Origin of the sequence: Zunongwangia atlantica 22II14-10F7 (assembly GCF_002094855.1) — a bacterium.
Taxonomy (GTDB): Bacteria; Bacteroidota; Bacteroidia; order Flavobacteriales; family Flavobacteriaceae; genus Zunongwangia; species Zunongwangia atlantica.
Genome location: NZ_ARYN01000005.1, coordinates 41,436 through 60,703 on the forward strand (window position 1 = coordinate 41,436; position 19,268 = coordinate 60,703).

Annotated in this window: 18 protein-coding genes and 1 tRNA gene; 4 read left to right on the forward strand and 15 right to left on the reverse strand. The window is 32.9% G+C overall.

Features of this window, described 5'->3' with window-relative positions; genetic code table 11:
• Positions 1-49 precede the first annotated feature (49 nt).
• From IIF7_RS06300 to IIF7_RS06310, 3 genes are all read right to left on the reverse strand, one after another.
• A complete protein-coding gene (locus IIF7_RS06300; RefSeq protein ID WP_176218910.1) occupies positions 50-1,324 on the reverse strand; it encodes a RagB/SusD family nutrient uptake outer membrane protein in 1,275 nt (424 codons plus the stop codon).
• Between the two features lie 217 nt (positions 1,325-1,541).
• Positions 1,542-4,793 carry a SusC/RagA family TonB-linked outer membrane protein gene (locus IIF7_RS06305; RefSeq protein ID WP_176218911.1) on the reverse strand — a complete coding sequence of 1,084 codons (3,252 nt, stop codon included), beginning with the start codon at positions 4,791-4,793 and terminating at the stop codon, positions 1,542-1,544.
• Positions 4,794-4,981: 188 nt separating this feature from the next.
• Entirely contained in the window at positions 4,982-6,148 is a 1,167-nt protein-coding gene (locus tag IIF7_RS06310) for a FecR family protein (protein WP_084840844.1), read from the reverse strand.
• Between the two features lie 96 nt (positions 6,149-6,244).
• Between IIF7_RS06310 and IIF7_RS06315 the strand changes: the two genes are divergently transcribed.
• Positions 6,245-6,862, forward strand: a complete 618-nt coding sequence (locus tag IIF7_RS06315) for an RNA polymerase sigma factor (RefSeq protein ID WP_084840845.1) — start codon at positions 6,245-6,247, stop codon at positions 6,860-6,862.
• A gap of 313 nt (positions 6,863-7,175) precedes the next feature.
• On the opposite strand, the gene IIF7_RS06320 is transcribed toward IIF7_RS06315, so the two are convergent.
• The 7 genes from IIF7_RS06320 to IIF7_RS06355 all read right to left on the reverse strand — a co-directional run bounded on the left by IIF7_RS06320 (position 7,176) and on the right by IIF7_RS06355 (position 13,656).
• Complete coding sequence (locus tag IIF7_RS06320) at positions 7,176-7,847, reverse strand: GDSL-type esterase/lipase family protein (protein ID WP_084840846.1); 672 nt, start codon at positions 7,845-7,847, stop codon at positions 7,176-7,178.
• Between the two features lie 273 nt (positions 7,848-8,120).
• Positions 8,121-8,375, reverse strand: coding sequence for a hypothetical protein (locus IIF7_RS06330; protein WP_084840848.1), 255 nt, complete (start codon positions 8,373-8,375; stop codon positions 8,121-8,123).
• Positions 8,376-8,552: 177 nt separating this feature from the next.
• A complete protein-coding gene (locus IIF7_RS21200; protein WP_084841012.1) occupies positions 8,553-8,822 on the reverse strand; it encodes a DUF6807 family protein in 270 nt (89 codons plus the stop codon).
• Between the two features lie 202 nt (positions 8,823-9,024).
• Positions 9,025-10,233 (reverse strand): mannonate dehydratase, encoded by a 1,209-nt coding sequence (uxuA, locus tag IIF7_RS06340; protein WP_084841013.1) that lies wholly within the window; start codon positions 10,231-10,233, stop codon positions 9,025-9,027.
• 10 nt (positions 10,234-10,243) lie between these two features.
• Positions 10,244-11,053 (reverse strand): SDR family oxidoreductase, encoded by an 810-nt coding sequence (locus IIF7_RS06345; RefSeq protein WP_084840849.1) that lies wholly within the window; start codon positions 11,051-11,053, stop codon positions 10,244-10,246.
• Between the two features lie 203 nt (positions 11,054-11,256).
• Positions 11,257-12,456 (reverse strand): Gfo/Idh/MocA family protein, encoded by a 1,200-nt coding sequence (locus IIF7_RS06350; protein WP_084840850.1) that lies wholly within the window; start codon positions 12,454-12,456, stop codon positions 11,257-11,259.
• A 162-nt stretch (positions 12,457-12,618) separates the two neighbouring features.
• Complete coding sequence (locus IIF7_RS06355) at positions 12,619-13,656, reverse strand: substrate-binding domain-containing protein (protein ID WP_084840851.1); 1,038 nt, start codon at positions 13,654-13,656, stop codon at positions 12,619-12,621.
• 275 nt (positions 13,657-13,931) lie between these two features.
• Here IIF7_RS06355 and IIF7_RS21060 point away from each other — a divergent pair, with 275 nt between their 5' ends.
• From IIF7_RS21060 to IIF7_RS21275, 3 genes are all read left to right on the forward strand, one after another.
• Entirely contained in the window at positions 13,932-14,087 is a 156-nt protein-coding gene (locus IIF7_RS21060; protein WP_245801570.1) for a helix-turn-helix domain-containing protein, read from the forward strand.
• 324 nt (positions 14,088-14,411) lie between these two features.
• On the forward strand, positions 14,412-14,837 hold the full coding sequence (locus tag IIF7_RS21270; RefSeq protein WP_317041867.1) for a hypothetical protein: 426 nt from the start codon (positions 14,412-14,414) through the stop codon (positions 14,835-14,837).
• A 20-nt stretch (positions 14,838-14,857) separates the two neighbouring features.
• Positions 14,858-15,415, forward strand: coding sequence for a HipA domain-containing protein (locus tag IIF7_RS21275; protein WP_317041868.1), 558 nt, complete (start codon positions 14,858-14,860; stop codon positions 15,413-15,415).
• Positions 15,416-15,514: 99 nt separating this feature from the next.
• Here the strand turns inward: IIF7_RS21275 and IIF7_RS06370 are convergent, their stop codons facing one another.
• The 5 genes from IIF7_RS06370 to tpiA all read right to left on the reverse strand — a co-directional run bounded on the left by IIF7_RS06370 (position 15,515) and on the right by tpiA (position 19,142).
• Complete coding sequence (locus IIF7_RS06370; protein WP_084840852.1) at positions 15,515-16,741, reverse strand: site-specific integrase; 1,227 nt, start codon at positions 16,739-16,741, stop codon at positions 15,515-15,517.
• A gap of 224 nt (positions 16,742-16,965) precedes the next feature.
• Positions 16,966-17,039 (reverse strand) — tRNA-Arg (locus tag IIF7_RS06375).
• Positions 17,040-17,225: 186 nt separating this feature from the next.
• Positions 17,226-17,495, reverse strand: a complete 270-nt coding sequence (locus tag IIF7_RS06380) for an ATP-dependent Clp protease adaptor ClpS (RefSeq protein ID WP_084840853.1) — start codon at positions 17,493-17,495, stop codon at positions 17,226-17,228.
• A 58-nt stretch (positions 17,496-17,553) separates the two neighbouring features.
• Positions 17,554-18,387: a 50S ribosomal protein L11 methyltransferase gene (prmA, locus tag IIF7_RS06385; RefSeq protein ID WP_084840854.1), complete on the reverse strand. Its 834-nt coding sequence runs from the start codon at positions 18,385-18,387 to the stop codon at positions 17,554-17,556.
• Between the two features lie 2 nt (positions 18,388-18,389).
• Positions 18,390-19,142, reverse strand: a complete 753-nt coding sequence (gene tpiA / locus IIF7_RS06390; RefSeq protein ID WP_084840855.1) for a triose-phosphate isomerase — start codon at positions 19,140-19,142, stop codon at positions 18,390-18,392.
• Between the last annotated feature and the right edge of the window lie 126 nt (positions 19,143-19,268).

The following is a 19,268-nucleotide window of genomic DNA, read 5'->3' on the forward strand; positions in this document are numbered from 1 at the left end:
CCTAATCTTTTTATTCTTTTTGTATACACATCTCTTCATCGTGAAATTCTTAATAGCCAGGATTTTGATCCTCAGGCCCCAGGGCAGGGTTATTATTTATCTCATCAATCGGGAGAGGTAGAAGTAAACTTACGTCACTCCATGATTTTCCAGTGATTTCGATCGCTTGTTGAGCTCTTCCAGTTCTTAAAAGATCATTCCATCTTTTCATTTCAAGATTAAGTTCATATACCCGTTCTTTCAATACAGCATCCTTAAATTCACTAGCACTCATACTTTGTGGATAATCCTGATCCGAAGGTGAGTTTATAGGATATCCATATCCTCTTCTTCTCACAATATTAAGACGTTCTAAAGCAAGTGCAGTAGGACCATCGATTTCGTTAGAAGCTTCCGCATATATTAAATACATTTCTGCTAATCGATAAAAAGGAATATTATTTCTGCCATTAAAACTACCTGTCGTTCCCGCATCTCTGTATTTATTAAAAAGTTTAGGTGTACTTGCTGGCAATGGCTGTAATTCTCCATTTTCATCAAAATATTCTGTATAAATTGAGAATTGTTGACGAAGATCGTTAGTATCCCAATCCCATACTAGACTACCCTCTACAGGCAACCATGCATAATAACCTCCAACTGAAAATCCCGTATTAGGTCTGTGAATATGTGTGGCAATTCCATTTCCATTAGTTTCGGATTGATGCGCTGAAAATATTTCACCAGAATGAGTAATCGACTCTGGTCCATAAATCTGAAGGAAATCATCAGCAACCTTTACTTCTACTAAAGAAAATGGACCATTTGAGATAATATCTTCTGCCATATCACGTGAATTAGTCCAATCTTCAATATTTAAATAAGCATCAGCTAGAGCTGCTTTGGCTGCCCAGGAAGTTACTCTTCCGGCCTCAGATTCAGGGAAAGTGTCAGCTAAATTTGGAATAGCCTCAGTCAAATCATTTATAATCTGTTCCCAAACTTCAGAAACTGATGCTCTTGGAGCAGGAATTTGGTCTAAAGAAGTAAATTCTTCTAGCCTTAAAGGAACACCTCCCCAATATTTAACTAAGTTCATGTAAAAGAAAGCTCTTAAAAATCGAGCTTCAGCAATATACTGATCTCTCAATTCAGTATTCATATTTTCAATCCCCCCAACATTGTCTATAACCGCATTAGCCCTGTTTATTCCTTGGTAAAGGTCATTATATGCTGCAAAAACACGGCTTTGACTTGTATTATCCATAGGGGAATCATAAGTACTAAAACCGGCCTGACTTCCACGACCCTCAGAATAATCTGAGCGATTCTCTAATAATGACATATAGAAAATAGTTGGAAACTCACCCTCCCTGCTAAAAATTCCATATACCGAGGTCAATGCTGATAATGCATCCGCGCCATTCTTATAAAAATTTTCTTTTACTAGTCGACTTTTTGGATTCTCCTGTAAAGCACTCTCACAACTATTGTAGAGTATGCATACAGCTATTAATAATACTATGGTCAATATTTTTTTCATTTTTAATATTTTAAACTGATTAAATCTTTAAGTTCACGCCTAGCGTAAAAATCCTAGCGGTAGGATAAGCAGTTTGAGCAATACCTAATCGCAAATCTCCAGTTCCTGCCCTCGTATTTACATCTGGATCAAGTCCTGGAAAATCTGATACAGTAAATAAGTTTTGTCCACTTATATATAATTCCATTGAATTAACTCCCCATTTTATCTGCTCCCCCGATAGAGTATACCCCAGCTTAACATTTTTTAATCGTAAGTAAGAGGCATCTTTTATAAATCTATCTGATACTCGAATCTGGGCACGGTTAGAGCTGGGTGCTGGATAAGCCGCATCTGTATTTGTAGGAGTCCAATAATCATTATAAACATCAACGATTTGATTACCTCCAGTTCCAAAAGAAGTAGCTATATATCCCCCAGTGGCCCAAAAAAGTTCATTCCCCTGCGATCCTTCGAAAAATATATTCAAACTCAAATTCCTAAATCTTAACGTATTATTTAAACTATAGATAAAATCCGGATAAGGATTTCCTAAAATTTGTTGATCTTCACTGTTTATTTGATCATCCCCATTCAAGTCCTTATATTTAATTACTCCATTGTCGTCGTATCCATCTTCAATATATCCATAGAACACTCCTAAAGGCTCTCCTTCACGCGCCAAGTTAATAGGAGAATTGAATGGTATATCAAGTGACCCGCCTAGAATATCCTGCCCAATGGTAACGACCTTATTCTTATTAAAAGAAACCATAGCATTCACATCCCAAGTAAAATCATTTTTCCCAAAAAATGCGCCTACTGAGAATTCCATACCTGTATTTTCAATTTCCCCCAGATTTGTGATTTGAGAAGTAAATCCTGTAGATCCTGGAAGTGGTATAATAGCCAAAAGGTCTTCGGTGTTTTTCTTATAATAATCTACTGTTACCCGATACTTATCCTGAAAAAATGATGCATCTATTCCTATTCCTAATTGTTGAGTAGTTTCCCACTTTAGATCTGGGTTGGGAGCTGAAACATTGGCAAAACCAATAACATCCGAATTTCCAAAAGTAGCACGTTCTTCACCAAGCGTATTCAGTGATTGATATGCTGCAATAGCCGTACTACCTGTCTCTCCATATCCAATTCTTAATTTTAAATCTGAAAGATTATCTACATTCTTCAAGAACTCTTCATTACTAAGCCTCCATGCAAATGCACCAGAAGAAAAAATCCCCCATTTATTATTTTCTCCAAAGCGAGAAGATCCATCAGCGCGAATACTAGCTGTGAAAAGATATTTATCATTTAAATCATAATTTACACGACCTAACCAAGAGAGTAATTTCCATTCACTTACGTTGGAAGTATTAGGGTTAGTATTTTCTGCACTTCCTAAAGAATTATCTTCTAAAATATCTGTTGTAAATCCACTGGCACTCGAATTATTGAGTTTGCGTTGGAAAGTTTGTATTGTAAAACCTCCGATAGCTGAAAGCTTATCATTATCACCTACATTCGTTTTATAAGATAAAATATTTTCATTCAGGTAGGAAATATCTCTCGTCATCTGGAAAGAACCTAGACCTTGGGGTGTTCTATTAACTATAATAGATGGAGAATAAAAGTTTCGTTCAAGATATTCCTGCTCTACGCCTCCCAATACCTTAAATTTTAGACCTTCCAGAATATCTAATTCTAATGCGAGATTACTTAAAGTTTTGGAAGATGTAAACAATTCCTTTCTCTCTGTATATAAAAGTGGATTACTAAGAGCCGTTGGACTAAATGGATAAATTCCAACATCGCTATAGTTTCCTTCATCATCATATACGCTTACAGTTGGTGGAGCTTGCAAAGCTGCTGACCATATATTATTCCCTGCATTTCCATTGTTAACATCTGCATCCTTGATTTCACTTCTAGTAGAAACTGCATTAGCAGTAATACGTGCCCAATCATTAACTTTTTGATTTAATGATAACCTAACCGATCCACGCTTTTGACCTGTATTTTTGATTATTCCATCCTGTTCAAAATAATTTGCTGAAACAGAATATGATGATCCATTGCCACCTCCAGAAAAGGTTAAAGTATGATTTTGAATTCCTGCTAGTCTGAAAATTTCATCTTGCCAATCTGTTTGGACATTAGGAAGATTACTTAAATCAAATGGCTGAGGATCCCCACTATTTTCTGCTGAAATGTTCGCCAATTCTGCAAATTGTTGTGAATTCATTAAATCATAGGTCTTTAAAACTTTTTGAATGCCATAATAACTTTGTATATCAATAACACCTTTTCTTTCTTTACCACCTCCTTTAGTGGTAATCATTACAACCCCATTTGCTCCTCTCGATCCATAAATCGCGGTTGCAGATGCATCTTTTAAAATATTTACAGACTCAATATTAGCAGGATTCAAAAATTCAATTCCTCCTGTTAAAGGAAATCCATCAACTACATAAAGCGGATTATTATTACCTAGATATGAATTACCTCCACGAATTTGTACTTGAACTCCAGAGCCGGGTTGACCTGAGTTTTGAGAAACCCTAACCCCTGCCGAACGTCCTTTCAGCGCCTGCTGAACATCTGTTGTAGGTAAAGCATTTATTTCATCGCTATCTACAGTAGAAATTGATCCCGTTACATCTTTTCTATTAGTGGATCCGTACCCTATGACGACAACTTCTTCCAACCCACTTTGCCCTTCTTCTAAACTTACGTTTATTACTGTAGCATCGCCAACTTTTAATTCTTGGGTTTCAAAACCTAAAAAACTGAACACCAAAATAGAATTAGTATTTTCTAAATTCAGTGAAAATTCACCATCAAAATTTGTAACGGCTCCGTTAGAAGTACCTTTCTCCAAAACGTTAACACCCATTAGCGGCACACCATTTACATCCGTCACTAAACCTGCAACCTTTTTCTGTTCTTGATTGGTAAAAGAATAAGAATCGTTTGATTCACTTTCTATTTTAGGGGCTGGCTTTATCAGGATTTTCACATCATAGATTTCATATGATACTTTATCCTGATCAAAAAGAATTGATAAAATTTTATCAATCTTTTCTTTCTTAACATTTATACTGATATTTCGATTAATATCAATAGTGTTGGTTTTATAAATAAATTTAAATTCAGTTTTAGCTTCAATCTCATCAATGATTCGTCCTATTTTGACATTTTCAAATTTTAAAGAAATGGGAGTGCCTTGAGAATAGGTACTATTTGCTTGAACAGCTATGGTTATAGCAAAAAGAATAAGTGAAAGCTTCATTTTAAGGTCCAATTTGAATCTCCAAAACCAAAGTTTTGAATTCCACAATTTTTTCATAATTTTAAATTTGATTAATTAGTGATTAAATAATCTAATCACTTAGTATTTATCGGGAAATGCTGGAACCATTTCCCGATTTTAAAGTGATTATCTCTTCTGGTGATTTTTGGTATTACATAAAAGGAGTTTTATTTAATTATGACTTCATTATTTTTAACCTGGTAATCTATATCGTATATTTTTTTGAAATACTCGAGAATTTGATTTATATCCTCGTTCCTTAAGTCCATGGTAGCATTAAACTTTTCTTCGGCTAGCTCTGAATTAGTATTAATAATTTTTATATTGAAATGCCTTTCTAGCTTTTTAGTAATATTTTCAAAAGTCGTTTCTCTAAAAACTACTATTCCATCTAACCAACCTGTATAAAGAGAGACATTAACTTCTTCGGTATTTATCTTATTTCCTTCTTTCAAAAAAATACCCTTTTGACCAGGTGAAAGATGTACTTCTTCACTTTCCAAATCATTAGATTTGAGAGTTACAGCTCCTCCAACCAAAACAACTTCCGTATCAATGTCCTCATTGTAATTCGAAACATTGAACTCCGTTCCAAGAACTTTTATATTTAAATCATTTGCATTAACAATAAAAGGATGTAATGAATCTTTGGTCACCTCGAAAAATGCCTCCCCTTCCAAAAAGACCTCTCTTTTCTTACCTTCTATAAAATTTTGTGGAAATTTAAAGGTAGAACCTGAATTAAGCATTACCTCGGAACCATCTGATAAAACCACCTCCAACTGTTTACCATATGGAATTTTAAGTGTATTATATGACATTTCAGTTATAGACTTATTTTTAGTATAGACGATTTTATCACCTAACTGCTTTCCTATAACTAGTCCTTTGTTATCTTTAATAGCAAATTGAGTATTATTATCTAAGATATCAATATTACCATCGGAACTTTCTAAAATTATTTTATCATCACCAACTACAACGTTTTCGACGTGATGCATTTGTAAAATTTCCGTTTGAAAATAATAAAGTCCAGAAACTAATAAGACAAATACTGCTGCATATTTCAAAAATACAATTCGCTTTTTTCTTTTTAATTTACTCTTATCATCTCTTATTTTTTGAATAAGATTACTCTCCATTTGTCTAAAGTCTTGATCATTCATTCCTAAATAGATTGCAAAATGAGCTTTTAAGTATTTTTTAAAAATTGCATTATTATTCGGATTTGCAACCCAATCATTTAATAAGACCAAATCATTTTCTTTAGCTGATCCATTCAAATATCGTAATAGTGCTAATTCTGTATTCTTGTCGTGCATAAAATATCTCATCGTATATTAGTATTACAAAGCAAATTAATAATACCCTAACTTTTTATTTAATTTTTTTATATATTCGGAAATACAAACTATCAATTTTGACAATTTATGAAGCCTGTAAGCCAATTCGATAACAATAATTCACTTGTGAAATATTTAAAAGATGGAGAGGAGAAAGCTTACTCTTTTCTTATTGAAAAATATCACAGACAATTATTCGCATATGCTCTAACCTTTGTAGATGAAAAGGCCCTTGCACAGGATATTGTTCAAAGTGCATTTCTCAAGACTTGGCAGTATCGTAAAAAGTTAAATCCCGACTATTCAATAAAAAGCTTCCTTTATAAAACTGTTTATAATACATTTATTAACTATTATCGAAAGGAAAAGGCAACTATGATTCTTGAAAAAAAATATTATGAAAATATGTACGAAGTGGTTGATGAATTAGAAGACAGGAACTTGAATGAGTTTATAAAAATTGTGACCTTGGAAATCGAAAAATTACCTAAAAGATGTAAAGAAGTATTTACTTTAAGTAAAAAGGAGGGTCTTACAAATAAAGAAATTTCTGAATACCTAAATATCTCAAACAAAACAGTGGAAGCTCTTATAACCAAAAGTTTTAAAATTTTGAGAAAGGAGTTAGGAGATAAATATGAAACCTTATTATTCATTCTATTTCCCAAAACTGATCATTCAATAAAAGGTATAACTTTGTCTTAGAAGCTAGTTTTATCTAGTTCAAGGCATTATTATCAAAATACTAGTTGACTTCGATAAATAAGTTTTTTTTATTTATAAATACAAACATTAAAAATAAGAATGTGGTAAATTATATTTCTGATTACTCGGCTTCTCTTTCTTACTTTGATTGGTTTACACCGATTCTGAAGCTCTAATAGTGTATTTAGAGCATGATAAAGACAACATTAATATTGTGATGACCAACTTATTAACTTTCTTTTTATAATCCTTTATTATTGCATAATGTAATTCAGTAATAGAGATTGAAAAAAATCCTTTTAGTAGAGCTACTTTAATCATCAGTTCCATGTAGAAATTCTTGAATAACACTTTTCCATATATCATACCCCTTGTTATTCAAGTGAATCCCATCTTGGATAAAAATATCTGAATTAGGTTTTCCATTTTTTTGAAGCATTTCACTCCACATATCGATATAATAAACTTCATCATATTTATCTGCAAGACGAAAAAATCTTTTATTTAATCTTAGATAATCTTGTTTAAGATTCCAACGATCAATACTAGGCTTTATTGAAATTAATATTATCTGAGATTCTGGAAGTTCGATTCTAATTCTCTCAATTATTTTTCGTGTAGATCTCATAATCTGCTTTTCTTTCATTCCTAATTTTATATCATTATCACCTTCATAAATAAAGATTATATCTGGTTTATACTGTAATATTGCTTGATCCAAATAATATTCCAAATCCTTCATTGTGGATCCACCAAATCCAGTATTTACAACATGGTATGAAGGAAAAGAATTGGTTAAATTATTCCATCTTCTTATACTCGAACTACCAGTAAAAAGTGCTACAGGTTTTAAATTTGAATCAATATTTGAAGGAGGTATGAAGTTTTTTATCTGATCTTCATATCTTTTAGGATTTGGTATGTCTGTTTTCAATATTTGACAACCACAAAACAGGATAAAATATATGTATATTATTTTTCTCATCTAATTGAATAATTAAAATTTTCGACTTTTTTTAAAATTATTTTTTCAATTATTTTCTAAGTTTAATTACAATTTATAATTTTCTAATAACCATTGAATCCACTCTACTATTGGTTTTCCTGAGGTAATTACTCGATATTTTTTTTAAAAATTTGTCATCAGGTTTCAGTTTAAAACCTTCATTAACTACTGGAGTAAAAGAAAAATAAGGCAAATCTGGATGCACCCTTACAAAATCTAAATGATCAATACTACTTGATTGCGGCAAAACGGTTAAATTGCATTTTTACCTAAAATTGTTCCATACATATTAATCCATTCTACAATAGTATGATTAGACACGACTCTTGAATCCGAAGTATTCGTAATAATTTTGAAGTCTTCTTGAAGAAAACAATTGTTTTTCTGACCCGTTTTATTTTTTACCCAAAGGTCTCTTCCTCGAAAAGCTAAACCTCCATAGTGGTGCTTTAAAATCTTCAAAGTAGAGTTTGAAATATTATGCTGTACAATTTCTATATCCCACATAAAAGGATTCTTTGAATTCTATAACTAAATTTTCCATGTTTCTTCTATAACCGGTATAGAATCTTGATTAATAAGTGCTAAATGAATTTGTTCAGTAACTAATTCTCCAAATCGATTTCCGGATTCGGCTTTTAGAATTTGCTTATGAACAACTATACCTGTACCAAGATGTTGGTTTCAAAAATCATTTTTTTTATTCTTAAATCGAGTATTTACCCAAGCACTAAACATTCCATGATGATGACTATGCTTTTCAGGAAAACCTTCAGTAATAATTTCTCCTGAAGGAGTAAAAATTGGATATATAAAGCAATTTCTTTTGAAAGCATCATTTTTAAAGTTATTTCGAGCTTGAAACGCATAATTATAATGAAATACAGGCTTTCCCCTTACATAACCAATAATGGAAAATTTATCATTAAATTCGACCGAATCTTGAAAGGCAATAGATTCTTGCGCAGGTGCATTTAATTAATTTGATAAAAATAAAATAAGTTGAAGTTTAACAAATATGATCTTTACTCTCATTTCAACTAATGGTCTTAATTCCATAAACTTTTTATATAGGAGATAATCATAATTAACAGAATTTAAATGTAAAAACGGTTCTATCGTGAAAGAAGCCTTTGAACGCTACTTTTATTAAGCTTTAATTATTGAATTCCCTATAAAGAAAACTTTTGAGTATTGCAAATTGTACACCCCTAAGCTCTGCTAAGCCTCTAAGGCGTCCAATAGCTGAATATCCCGGATTATTCTTTTTCTTTAAATCATCAAGCATTTTATGTCCATGATCAGGACGCATTGGTATTTTCCAATCTTTTCTTCCGTACTTTAAACGACAATGTTGTTCTTTGAGTAAAGCTTTTATTATCCGATACATGTCAACATCTCCTTCTAAATGATTGGCTTCGTAAAAATTTCCTTCATTACTCCTCTTAGTACTACGCAAATGAACAAAATGTATACGATTCGCAAATTGTAAAATCATTTCATAAAGATTATTATCTTCTCGAACACCAAATGAACCAGTACAGAATGTTAATCCATTATTTATAACGTCAACGGCTTCAAATAATTCTTCTATATCTTTTGAAGTACTAACTACTCGAGGCAAGCCTAGAATAGGAAAAGGAGGATCGTCTGGATGAATACACATATTTACATTTGTTTTTTGAGCAATTGGAATAATTCTCTTAAGGAAATATACGAGATGATTTTTTAACTTTTTATCATCTATGTCGTTGTAGCGGTCTAATATTGAATTAAAATCTTTTAAACTATAATTTTCCTCTGCTCCTGGAAGGCCCGCTATAATGTTATTAACTAGTAGCTTCTTTTCTTCATCTGTCATTCCTACTAAGTATTCTTTTGCTTTTAAGATATCTTCTTCCGAATACCGTTCATAACTTTTAACCCGTCTAAGCAAAAACAATTCAAATGCTGCGAAAGCTATTTTTTCGAATCTTAAACCAGTAGACATATCTTCCATTGAGTAATCAAGATCGGTTCTTGTCCAATCTAATACTGGCATGAAATTATAACATATTGTTCTTATTCCACATTGCCCTAAATTCTTTATAGTTTCACAATAATTATTAATGTAATTTTCATACTTACCTGTTTGAGTTTTAATATCCTCATGTACAGGAACACTCTCAACTACCGACCAGTTTAAACCTACAGCTTCAATTTCCTGCTTTCGTTTCAAAATTTCGACTCTAGTCCATATCGAACCGTTTGGAATATGATGAAGCGCTGTAACAACTCCAGTTGCTCCAGCTTGCTTAATATCAAGAAGGGTCACATTATCAGTAGGCCCATACCATCTCATTGTTTGTTCTAATCCAGCTTTCATAAATAAGGTTTTAAATCCCACTATAAGCACTAAACCCTCCATCAACAGGAATAACAATCCCAGTAATAAAACTTGATGCTTCATCACATAACCATTCCGTGGTAGAAATTAGATCCTCAGGTGTACCAAACCTACCTAATGGCGTTCTTTTAATAATAGTTTCACCACGAGCCGTAAGGTTACCTTTCTTCGTTGTAAGTAGTTCTCTATTCTGTTCGGTTAAAAAGAAGCCAGGTGCAATTGCATTTACCCGAATTCCTACTTTTGAAAAATAAACAGATAACCACTGTGTAAAATTCGATGTAGCTGCCTTAGCAGCACTATAGGCCGGAATTTTTGTCAATGGCTGAAATGCATTCATTGATGATATATTTATAATATTTCCATTTTTTACTTTCACCATATCATTTGCAAATACTTGAGTTGGTAAAAGAGTACCCATAAAATTTAAATCGAAAACAAATTTTATACCTTCAGCTTCTAGGTTAAAGAAACTACACTCAACACCATGTATATTTTCATAAAATTGATCATTTGTAGTAGCCTTAGGATGGTTTCCCCCCGCGCCATTTATTAAAATGTCACAAGGCCCAAAAATTCGATTAACTTCAATACGTGCGGCTTCTAAAGATATTTTATTTAAAACATCCACTTCAAGAGCTAATGCTTTTCCACCTTTACTTTTAATACTATTAGCTAAAATTTGAGCTTTATCTATATTGAGGTCAAGTAATGCAATTTTATGTCCTTTTTTAGCTAAATCGGTGGCCAAGTTACTACATAATATACCGCTAGCACCAGTAATTACTATTGTTTTCATTTTTCTAATTTTATTTTATGAATTTTAGAATAGCTTTAAATTCAACATGGTTATTTGATCAATCTTCAAATTAAATCCGTAAGCAACTTTATTTAAACTTAGATTCAATGTTTTGAATTTTCACAATAAAATTTCAGTTATTTTCAATAATGTGTACGTACACATTATTGAAAATAACTGAAATTCAAAATGTATTATTTAAACTATTCGTCTGTAATATTCGAAAACTCCTTTTCCCAAAAAACTATCTTATTTTGGTACATTGCATCTAAAGCCATCTGTACTGCAATTGCAGTTTTACTACCTGTTACTAAATTAGATTTTGGCTTTTTATTATCAATTACACTATTTGCAAAGTCAATTAACGCCTGCTCACTAGAATGTGTATGATTTACTTCTATAGGAATTCCTTTTCCTTTCTCCCATTGAATAGTCGCTCCTGACACTCCATCCACCTCTCCAATTTTTTTCTGGTCATAACTCCCTTCTGGATAAAACCATGCATGTTCGTAATCTAAAATTATTGTCCCTTTATCTCCTAGTACTTTAATCTGATAATTATCCAATGCGTTAGTAGTAAGACAAGTGAATTTAGCTTTTATGCCATCTGGATAGGTATAGATGAGATGAATATTATCATAGGTTTCACGACCATCTTTCCAATAATTTATTCCTCCGGCACCCATAACCTGCTGCGGAACTGCATCTAAAACCCAGTTTACAAAATCAATTTGATGAGAACATAATTCAGCTACTAATCCACCAGAAAATTCTCTATACATTCTCCAATTGATTTCTTTTTCAAACTTTTTATCTGGCACAGGTCGACGCCAACTGCCATGTCTATTCCATTGGCACTCAAAAGCTGTAATATTTCCCACCTTTCCGTCTCTTATTAGATTAACTACGTGAGTGTATAATCTTGAACTATGATATTGATGACCAGTTTGAAAAATTAAATCCGTTTTTTTCATACTTTGATTTAGTTTAGCAATATCGCCATAACCTTTTGCAGTAGTCTTTTCGCCATAAATATGCTTTCCGGCACTTAAGGCGTCCATTTCTATATCAGCATGAGTACTAAAAGGTGTAGAAACTAAAACCGCATCAATATCTTGATTATCTAATATTTTTCTGTAATCAGAATAACCTTTAACTTTACCTGAAGCTCGTGATAATGCTTGATCTAATCGGAATGGTAAAATATCACAACAAGCTACTAAATTAAGATTTGGAATTTTTTCGATAATGGGTATAAGTCCACTACCACGATTTCCTGTGCCAATAATTCCTATGTTAACTACTTGTTTTTTTGAAAACAGCATTGAATTTGAAGTGGAAAATGCAGTTATTGCTCCAATCGCACCCATCCCTGCCTTTTGCACAAAACTTCTTCTTTTCATATTAAATTAATTCTGTGTGTATTTTAGATTCGAGGCTATTCTTATAAAACACCTCTAAATGACTAAATCGTTTTTTATGCTTGAAGCTAATATATTCTTAAAATTTTGAATTCAAAATTAATTTAACATATAATGTGCACGTACACATTGATATATTCATAATTATTTATAATAATATAAATTTTCTTTTGTTACGATATCTAATGGCAGATAATTATCTCGAGTTACTTTTTGACCTGTAATTAAATATTTATAAAAATTATCAAAAGCCAAATAACCTTGCTGTTCTGGACGCTGACCAATAACATAATCTATAATCCCTGATGCGATGTATTGAATGTTTTTTTTTATTAAATCATTACCTACTAACTTTATCTTAAGTTGGCTATCCTCTATTATACGAGCAACGTGGTATACTGTAGATGAGGGCACATATACACCAGAGGCATTTCTAGACTTTAAAATTTCTTTTAATTCTTTGTCCCAATTAGATATATTCTGATCTATGCTAAATTCTTCAATCTCTAACTTTTGCGCGGAATCTAATTCTTCGAAAAAATAATTGAAACCTTCAATTCTCTTTTGAAGAGTTTTGTTGAATTCACTATTATTTCTAATAGAGATAATTAAAATTTTGCCCTTTTCATATACCAAGGAATTAATTAGTTTAGCCGCTAACTTACCACTTTGAAAAGAGTCCTGACCTATAAACGACATATACTCCGTCTCTTCCATCTTAGAATCTATAAAAGAAAAAGGAATTTTTAAATGGTTTAATTTCTTACATAAATAAGAGGCTTCAAAATTTACGACAGGTGCGATTATTACACCATCAGGATTAGATCTTAATAAAACATGAGATTTTTCTTTAAAGCAGTCTGGATTATTTTGATCAAAATGAAAATATTCTAGCTTAATATTATATTGACTTAAATGCTGCGCTGCAGAATTTAATCCTAAACTTGGTAATTCCCAATAATCGCCTTTATTATAATCTGGTATTAGTGCTGCAATAGTATACGATTTATTTAAAACAAGACCTCTTGCATAAATATTTGGTTTGTATCCTGTCTCTTCTAAAATTTTTAAAATTTTATCTTTTGTCTTTTTAGCAACCTTACCTCGATCATGAATCACTCTATCCACAGTTCCAAGTGAAACATTTGCTTTTCTCGCTATTTCTTTGATCGTAGTATTCATAAGCTAACAAAATTGCCTTCGATATAGGCAATACAAGTAAAAAATTGATTCTAAAAACAATATACTATATTAATTTAAAAAATAGTTCTTTTTATTTTAAGCTTCCGATAAACTCCATTTATGACGTTTAATAGTATTTACATTTTTTACTATTTTTGTAAAAATTATTTAACATTATACCTAGAAACAGCATCGTATTATTACCTAAAAACAAGAAACTCTTACAAGCAGTAGGAGAAAATATGAAGTTAGCACGTTTACGTAGGAAACTAACCATGGATCAGGTTTCGGAGCGAGCAGGAATTTCCCGTCCCACGCTTTCATCCCTCGAAAAAGGGAATCCCGCGGTTTCTTTAGGTATTGTTTTGCAAGTTTTATTAGTATTAGGTCTGGAGAAAGATTTTTGCTTTTGGCCGACGATGATGTATTAGGTAGAAAAATACAGGATGCTGACCTAATAGTTAAGGAGCGAGGACCAAAAAATACCAAGAAATAATGGCACCAGAGAAAGAAATTTTGGTTATGCGCATTGGACTGGAATTGAATCACCTATATTAATAGGTAGTTTATACGCCACACCATCAAGAGGTAAAGAAATCTTTTCATTTGAATACGATAAAGAATGTTTAGCATCGGATTACGCACAAATCATAGATCCAGATTTACAATTATTCGAAGGAGCCCAATATCTAAATGATGAAAAATCTAACTTCGGAATTTTTTTAGACTCCTCGCCTGATCGTTGGGGACGGGTGATGATGCGTAAAGAAGCAGCTAAAGCCAGGAAAGAAGACCACCGGCTTAAAACTCAAATGGAATCGGATTATCTACTTCGTGTTTATGATAATAAACGAATGGGAGGACTTCGTTTTAAAACTGTACCGAATGGTACTTTTTTGGATGATGATAAAGCAATGGCTGCACCTCCTTTTGCTGCACTTAGAGATCTCGAACTTGCCGGCCTACAGCTAGAAAAGGAAAATGCCTCAGAAAATCCGGAATACCTAAAATGGCTGAATATGTTAATGGCCCCAGGATCCTCTTTAGGAGGGGCACGACCTAAGGCCAATGTCCGAGATGTAGATGGAGGCTTATGGAGTGCTAAATTTCCAAGTCAAAATTTCCATGTCAAAATGATAGCCTGGATATGGGGGCTTGAGAAATGCTTGCATATCGATTAGCCATTCAATCCGGTATTGAAATGGCATCGTCCAGAATACAAAAATTCTCACATCACCAGAATACATTTCTAACACAACGATTTGATCGTAAGCACAATGGTAATCGTATTCACTTTGTTTCTGCTATGACTTTATTAGGATATACTGATGGAACTGACTATCAAGATGGTGCTAGTTACTTGGAGCTTGTGGAATTTCTAATGCGGAGTGGAGCTAATCTAAATAATGACCTCAGGAAATTGTGGACACGTATTGCTTTTAATGTTTGTATTTCGAATACGGATGATCACCTTCGCAATCACGGTTTCCTTTTAACGGATCCCGGTTGGATACTTTCACCGGCTTACGATATCAATCCTACTCCGAATGGCACAGGTTTAAAACTTAATATTTCAGAAAATGACAATGCTTTAGATTTGGTAAGAGAAGTGGCTCCGTACTTTCGTTTGGATGAAAAGGAGTCTACCAAAATTCTAAGTCATATTCAGCAAAATGTCTCACAATGGGAACAATTGGCCATTGATCTAGGGATTCCTAGAAATGAAATGGAATTAGTAAAAAATGCCTTTACATATTAAGATTTATCAACAATTATTAACGTAAATAATTGCCAACTATTGGCACAAAAAAAGGATAGTTAAGAAAACTATCCTTTTCAATTTCAAAATTACAAAGACTTATCGATTCCGTAATTTCTTACTAAGATCAGACATATCGTTACTCAACTTATCTTCTAAAACTCTAGCATAAATTTGAGTAGTGGCTATTTTCGTATGCCCTAATAGTTTTGATACAGTTTCTATAGGAACACCGTTTGCCAGGGTTACCGTAGTAGCAAAAGTATGTCTGGCCATATGAAACGTAAGGTTTCTCTTTATATCACAAAGCTCTGCCACTTCTTTTAAATAAAAATTCACTTTAACATTGGTAATTAAAGGCAAAAGACTCCCAGCTATTGCTGTCATAGGATGATGCTCATATTTTTCAATAAGCTCTAAAGCTTTGTCAAGCAAGGGAATCTTGACCTTTGTTTTCGTTTTATTCCTAAAGGTAAATATCCATTTTTGCCCATCTAATCCTATCCGTATATTATCTTTCGTAAGTTGATTAATATCCGAGAAACTAATGCCAGTGTAACAACTGAATATAAATAGATCTCTTACCCTATCCAATCGCTCGTTATGAAAAATAAAATCCTCTATTATTTTTAATTCGTTTGAATTAAGAAAATCACGCTCTTTCTTCTCAAAGGTGGGCTTCCAACGAACAAAAGGATCCTTATCGATCCATTCTAGATGAAAAGCCAATGTTACTATTTTTCTAAGGCGTTGAACATGCTTCATCACCGTATTATGACTCATAGCATTTATATGTCCCTTTGGCCAACATGTAAAAAGGAAATTCGAAAAATCATTAATGAACTTATAATTAAGCTCACTTAAGTAGATAGAATTTGTATGAAGTTCTTCTTTTAAGAATCGATAAATATAGTTTTCAGTAATCTTAAAATTTCGGATAGTGCCTTTGGTTAATGTACCATTGATTTTTTGAGCATGATAATCCAAAATGTCAACCAATGTTTTATCTTTTGGACCTTCTCCTAAGAAATTAGCTTTTAAAAGCTCCGCGGTTACCTCCCTATTTTGGAAGCGTAAATCCTGATAGTTCTGAAAAATCTTCGTCCGGGTTTCATCTATTAGGTTATTAGATTCTTTGGCAAGTTTAGAATTACCATTTAAGCGTTGGGCTGTAGCATCCCACAAATCATAGGGGATTTTGGATTTCAAACTAACATTTACCCGTTGATTGTCCAGAGAGATTCTGACATAAAGATTAGTTTGATTGTTCTTCACTCTGGAGGAATACACCCAGAATAAAATGGAAAAAGTTTTTGAAGTACGCATAATAGTCGTCTTTAAGTTAATACTCAGTAAAGACGAAAGTCAAACCACCAAATTTTAAATCACTGATAATCAAAGTGTCAACATGTTGACAGAATAAAATTATGTTGACGATCTGTGAACTACTAAAGGTAATAAAATGCTCACAAACAAAACCCTCTAAAAACATAAAACCCTGTAAATCATAGTATTTACAGGGTTTTAGTTCTTTCTATCTTCTTTAAAAGTGACCTCGGCAGGATTCAAACCTGCAACCTTCTGAGCCGTAATCAGATGCGCTATTCAGTTGCGCCACGAGGCCTTTATTTGTTTCGCTAAAGGCAAATGCTTTAAGCGGGTGCAAATATATTCTTTATTTTAGATTCAGAAAAACTTTTTGATACTTTTTTTGAAGAAAAAACAGATCAAAATTATAAAGTATTAACGCATAGCGATTAACAGCATTTCTCATAAAAAAGAATTTATGCTGTATTTCAACAATATTAGCTTAGACAATTTCTGCACTTAAACCTGCGTCTAAAAGCTTAGAACATCTTGGTTTTAAATCATCAAAAGCGCCTGTTTTTACCGTACATTTTCCTTTATAATGCACCAAAATAGAACATTGTTCAGCCTGCTCTGGAGTATGATCACAAGCGTAAATTAAAGTCTCGATTACATGATCAAACGTATTGTAATCGTCGTTATATAAAACAATCTCGTTTTCTTTGTCTACTTTGGTATCTACCTTCTCTAAAACTTCTTCTTGGGTACTCATAGGGTATTAATTTTGATTCAGATACTTTGCAAAAATACAAAAAAGTAAGTTAAAACTCTCATAAAGAAAACTTTACCGACACCCATTTGTCTTTTTCAAGATTTTCCTGAAATTTTAATCCAAGCTTTTCACAAGCTTCCTGAATAATCGGGATGTCTTCTTTATAGAATCCACTTAAGTACAAATCTCCACCAGGTTTTAATACCGAAACATATTTCGCCATATCATTCAGCAAAATATTACGGTTAATATTCGCTATTATAGCGTCATATTTTTTTTCGCCCAGCAATTCCGCTCCTCCTTCTTTAACGCTAATTTCAGGAACATTATTACGTTCAATATTTTCCAGTGTATTTAGATAGCACCAGTTATCAATATCGATGGCTTCCACAGGATTTGCACCTTTTTGTGCACTTAAGATGGCTAAAACTCCGGTTCCGCAGCCCATATCCAAAACAGATTTTCCCTTCCATTCGTTTTTCAGGATAAACTGAATCATCATGTGGGTTGTTGCATGATGCCCGGTTCCAAAACTCATTTTTGGCTCGATAACAATATCGAATTCAGTTTCTGGTTTTGGATGAAAAGGAGCCCGTACACTACAAATATCATCAACCACGATGGGCTGAAAATTTTTCTCCCATTCTTCATTCCAATTTACCTGTTGTATTTCAGAAGAAGAATAGGAGATTTCAAATTCATCAGAATCTAATATCTGAACCTCAGCCAGCATTTCTTCCTGAAATTCATCTTTCAGAATATATGCTGTAACGCCATCTTCATTTTCCACAAAACTCTCAAATCCCAAAGCACCTAATTCAGCAATTAATATTTCTGAAGCAGGAACCGGTGGATCTATTTTAAACTGAAATTCTAGATAATTTGATGCCATTTTTAAAATGAGTTCACGATTGCTAAAAAGTCTTCTGCTTTAAGACTTGCTCCACCAATTAAACCACCATCTACATCTTTGTTTGCAAAGATTTCTTTAGCATTTCCAGGCTTACAGCTACCACCGTAAAGGATAGAAACTTCTTCTGCAATTTCGCTTCCGTATGCATCTGCAACACTCTTTCTAATAAATGCGTGCATTTCCTGAGCTTGCTCTGGCGATGCTGTTTCTCCTGTACCAATAGCCCAAACTGGCTCGTAAGCAAGGATGATATTTTTCCAGCTCTCTTTAGAAAGATGGTATAAACTTTCTTTAAGCTGACTTTGAACTAAATCGAAATGCTTATCTGCTTTACGATCTTCTAATTCTTCACCAAAGCAAAAAATTACAGTCATATCATTTTCTAAAGCCGTATTCACTTTTTCAGCAAGAAGCTCGTTAGATTCTTTAAAATAAGCACGTCTTTCACTGTGTCCTAAAATTACCGTTTCTACACCTACACTTTTAAGCATCGCTGCAGAGATCTCTCCTGTAAAAGCACCATTTGCATTTTGATGCATATTTTGTGCTGCTACGCTAATTGGCGTATCTTTTAAAGCTTTAAAAGCAGGATATAAATTAGTATACGTTGGCGCAACTATTATCGTTGCTGCTGGATCTGCAGAAACTTGTTTTTTTAGATCTGCGATAAGCTCCTGGGTTTGAGCCAGGTCATTATTCATTTTCCAGTTTCCGGCTACAATATTTTTTCTCATAATTTAATAATCTAAAATTGTTTAAATTTTAAGCTGATTTCTACAAATATACCGATTCGATCACACATAAGTCCTTTGTATAAAAGGCTTTTATAGCTTTTTATTAATCTTCTAAGACTTTTTAGA

What these genes read in the sequence shown, in the direction of transcription:
- IIF7_RS06315 (WP_084840845.1), top strand. Translation starts at nt 6,245, where the DNA reads ATGAAGCCTGTAAGCCAATTCGATAACAATAATTCACTTGTGAAATAT.
- IIF7_RS21060 (WP_245801570.1), top strand. Translation starts at nt 13,932, where the DNA reads ATGGATCAGGTTTCGGAGCGAGCAGGAATTTCCCGTCCCACGCTTTCA.
- prmA (WP_084840854.1), bottom strand. Translation starts at nt 18,387, where the DNA reads ATGGCATCAAATTATCTAGAATTTCAGTTTAAAATAGATCCACCGGTT.
- IIF7_RS06310 (WP_084840844.1), bottom strand. Translation starts at nt 6,148, where the DNA reads ATGAGATATTTTATGCACGACAAGAATACAGAATTAGCACTATTACGA.
- IIF7_RS06300 (WP_176218910.1), bottom strand. Translation starts at nt 1,324, where the DNA reads ATGTCATTATTAGAGAATCGCTCAGATTATTCTGAGGGTCGTGGAAGT.
- tpiA (WP_084840855.1), bottom strand. Translation starts at nt 19,142, where the DNA reads ATGAGAAAAAATATTGTAGCCGGAAACTGGAAAATGAATAATGACCTG.
- IIF7_RS06380 (WP_084840853.1), bottom strand. Translation starts at nt 17,495, where the DNA reads ATGAGTACCCAAGAAGAAGTTTTAGAGAAGGTAGATACCAAAGTAGAC.
- IIF7_RS06350 (WP_084840850.1), bottom strand. Translation starts at nt 12,456, where the DNA reads ATGAAAAGAAGAAGTTTTGTGCAAAAGGCAGGGATGGGTGCGATTGGA.
- IIF7_RS06305 (WP_176218911.1), bottom strand. Translation starts at nt 4,793, where the DNA reads ATGAAGCTTTCACTTATTCTTTTTGCTATAACCATAGCTGTTCAAGCA.
- IIF7_RS06355 (WP_084840851.1), bottom strand. Translation starts at nt 13,656, where the DNA reads ATGAATACTACGATCAAAGAAATAGCGAGAAAAGCAAATGTTTCACTT.
- uxuA (WP_084841013.1), bottom strand. Translation starts at nt 10,233, where the DNA reads ATGAAAGCTGGATTAGAACAAACAATGAGATGGTATGGGCCTACTGAT.
- IIF7_RS06330 (WP_084840848.1), bottom strand. Translation starts at nt 8,375, where the DNA reads ATGTGGGATATAGAAATTGTACAGCATAATATTTCAAACTCTACTTTG.
- IIF7_RS21270 (WP_317041867.1), top strand. Translation starts at nt 14,412, where the DNA reads ATGATGCGTAAAGAAGCAGCTAAAGCCAGGAAAGAAGACCACCGGCTT.
- IIF7_RS06370 (WP_084840852.1), bottom strand. Translation starts at nt 16,741, where the DNA reads ATGCGTACTTCAAAAACTTTTTCCATTTTATTCTGGGTGTATTCCTCC.
- IIF7_RS21275 (WP_317041868.1), top strand. Translation starts at nt 14,858, where the DNA reads ATGGCATCGTCCAGAATACAAAAATTCTCACATCACCAGAATACATTT.
- IIF7_RS06320 (WP_084840846.1), bottom strand. Translation starts at nt 7,847, where the DNA reads ATGAGAAAAATAATATACATATATTTTATCCTGTTTTGTGGTTGTCAA.
- IIF7_RS06345 (WP_084840849.1), bottom strand. Translation starts at nt 11,053, where the DNA reads ATGAAAACAATAGTAATTACTGGTGCTAGCGGTATATTATGTAGTAAC.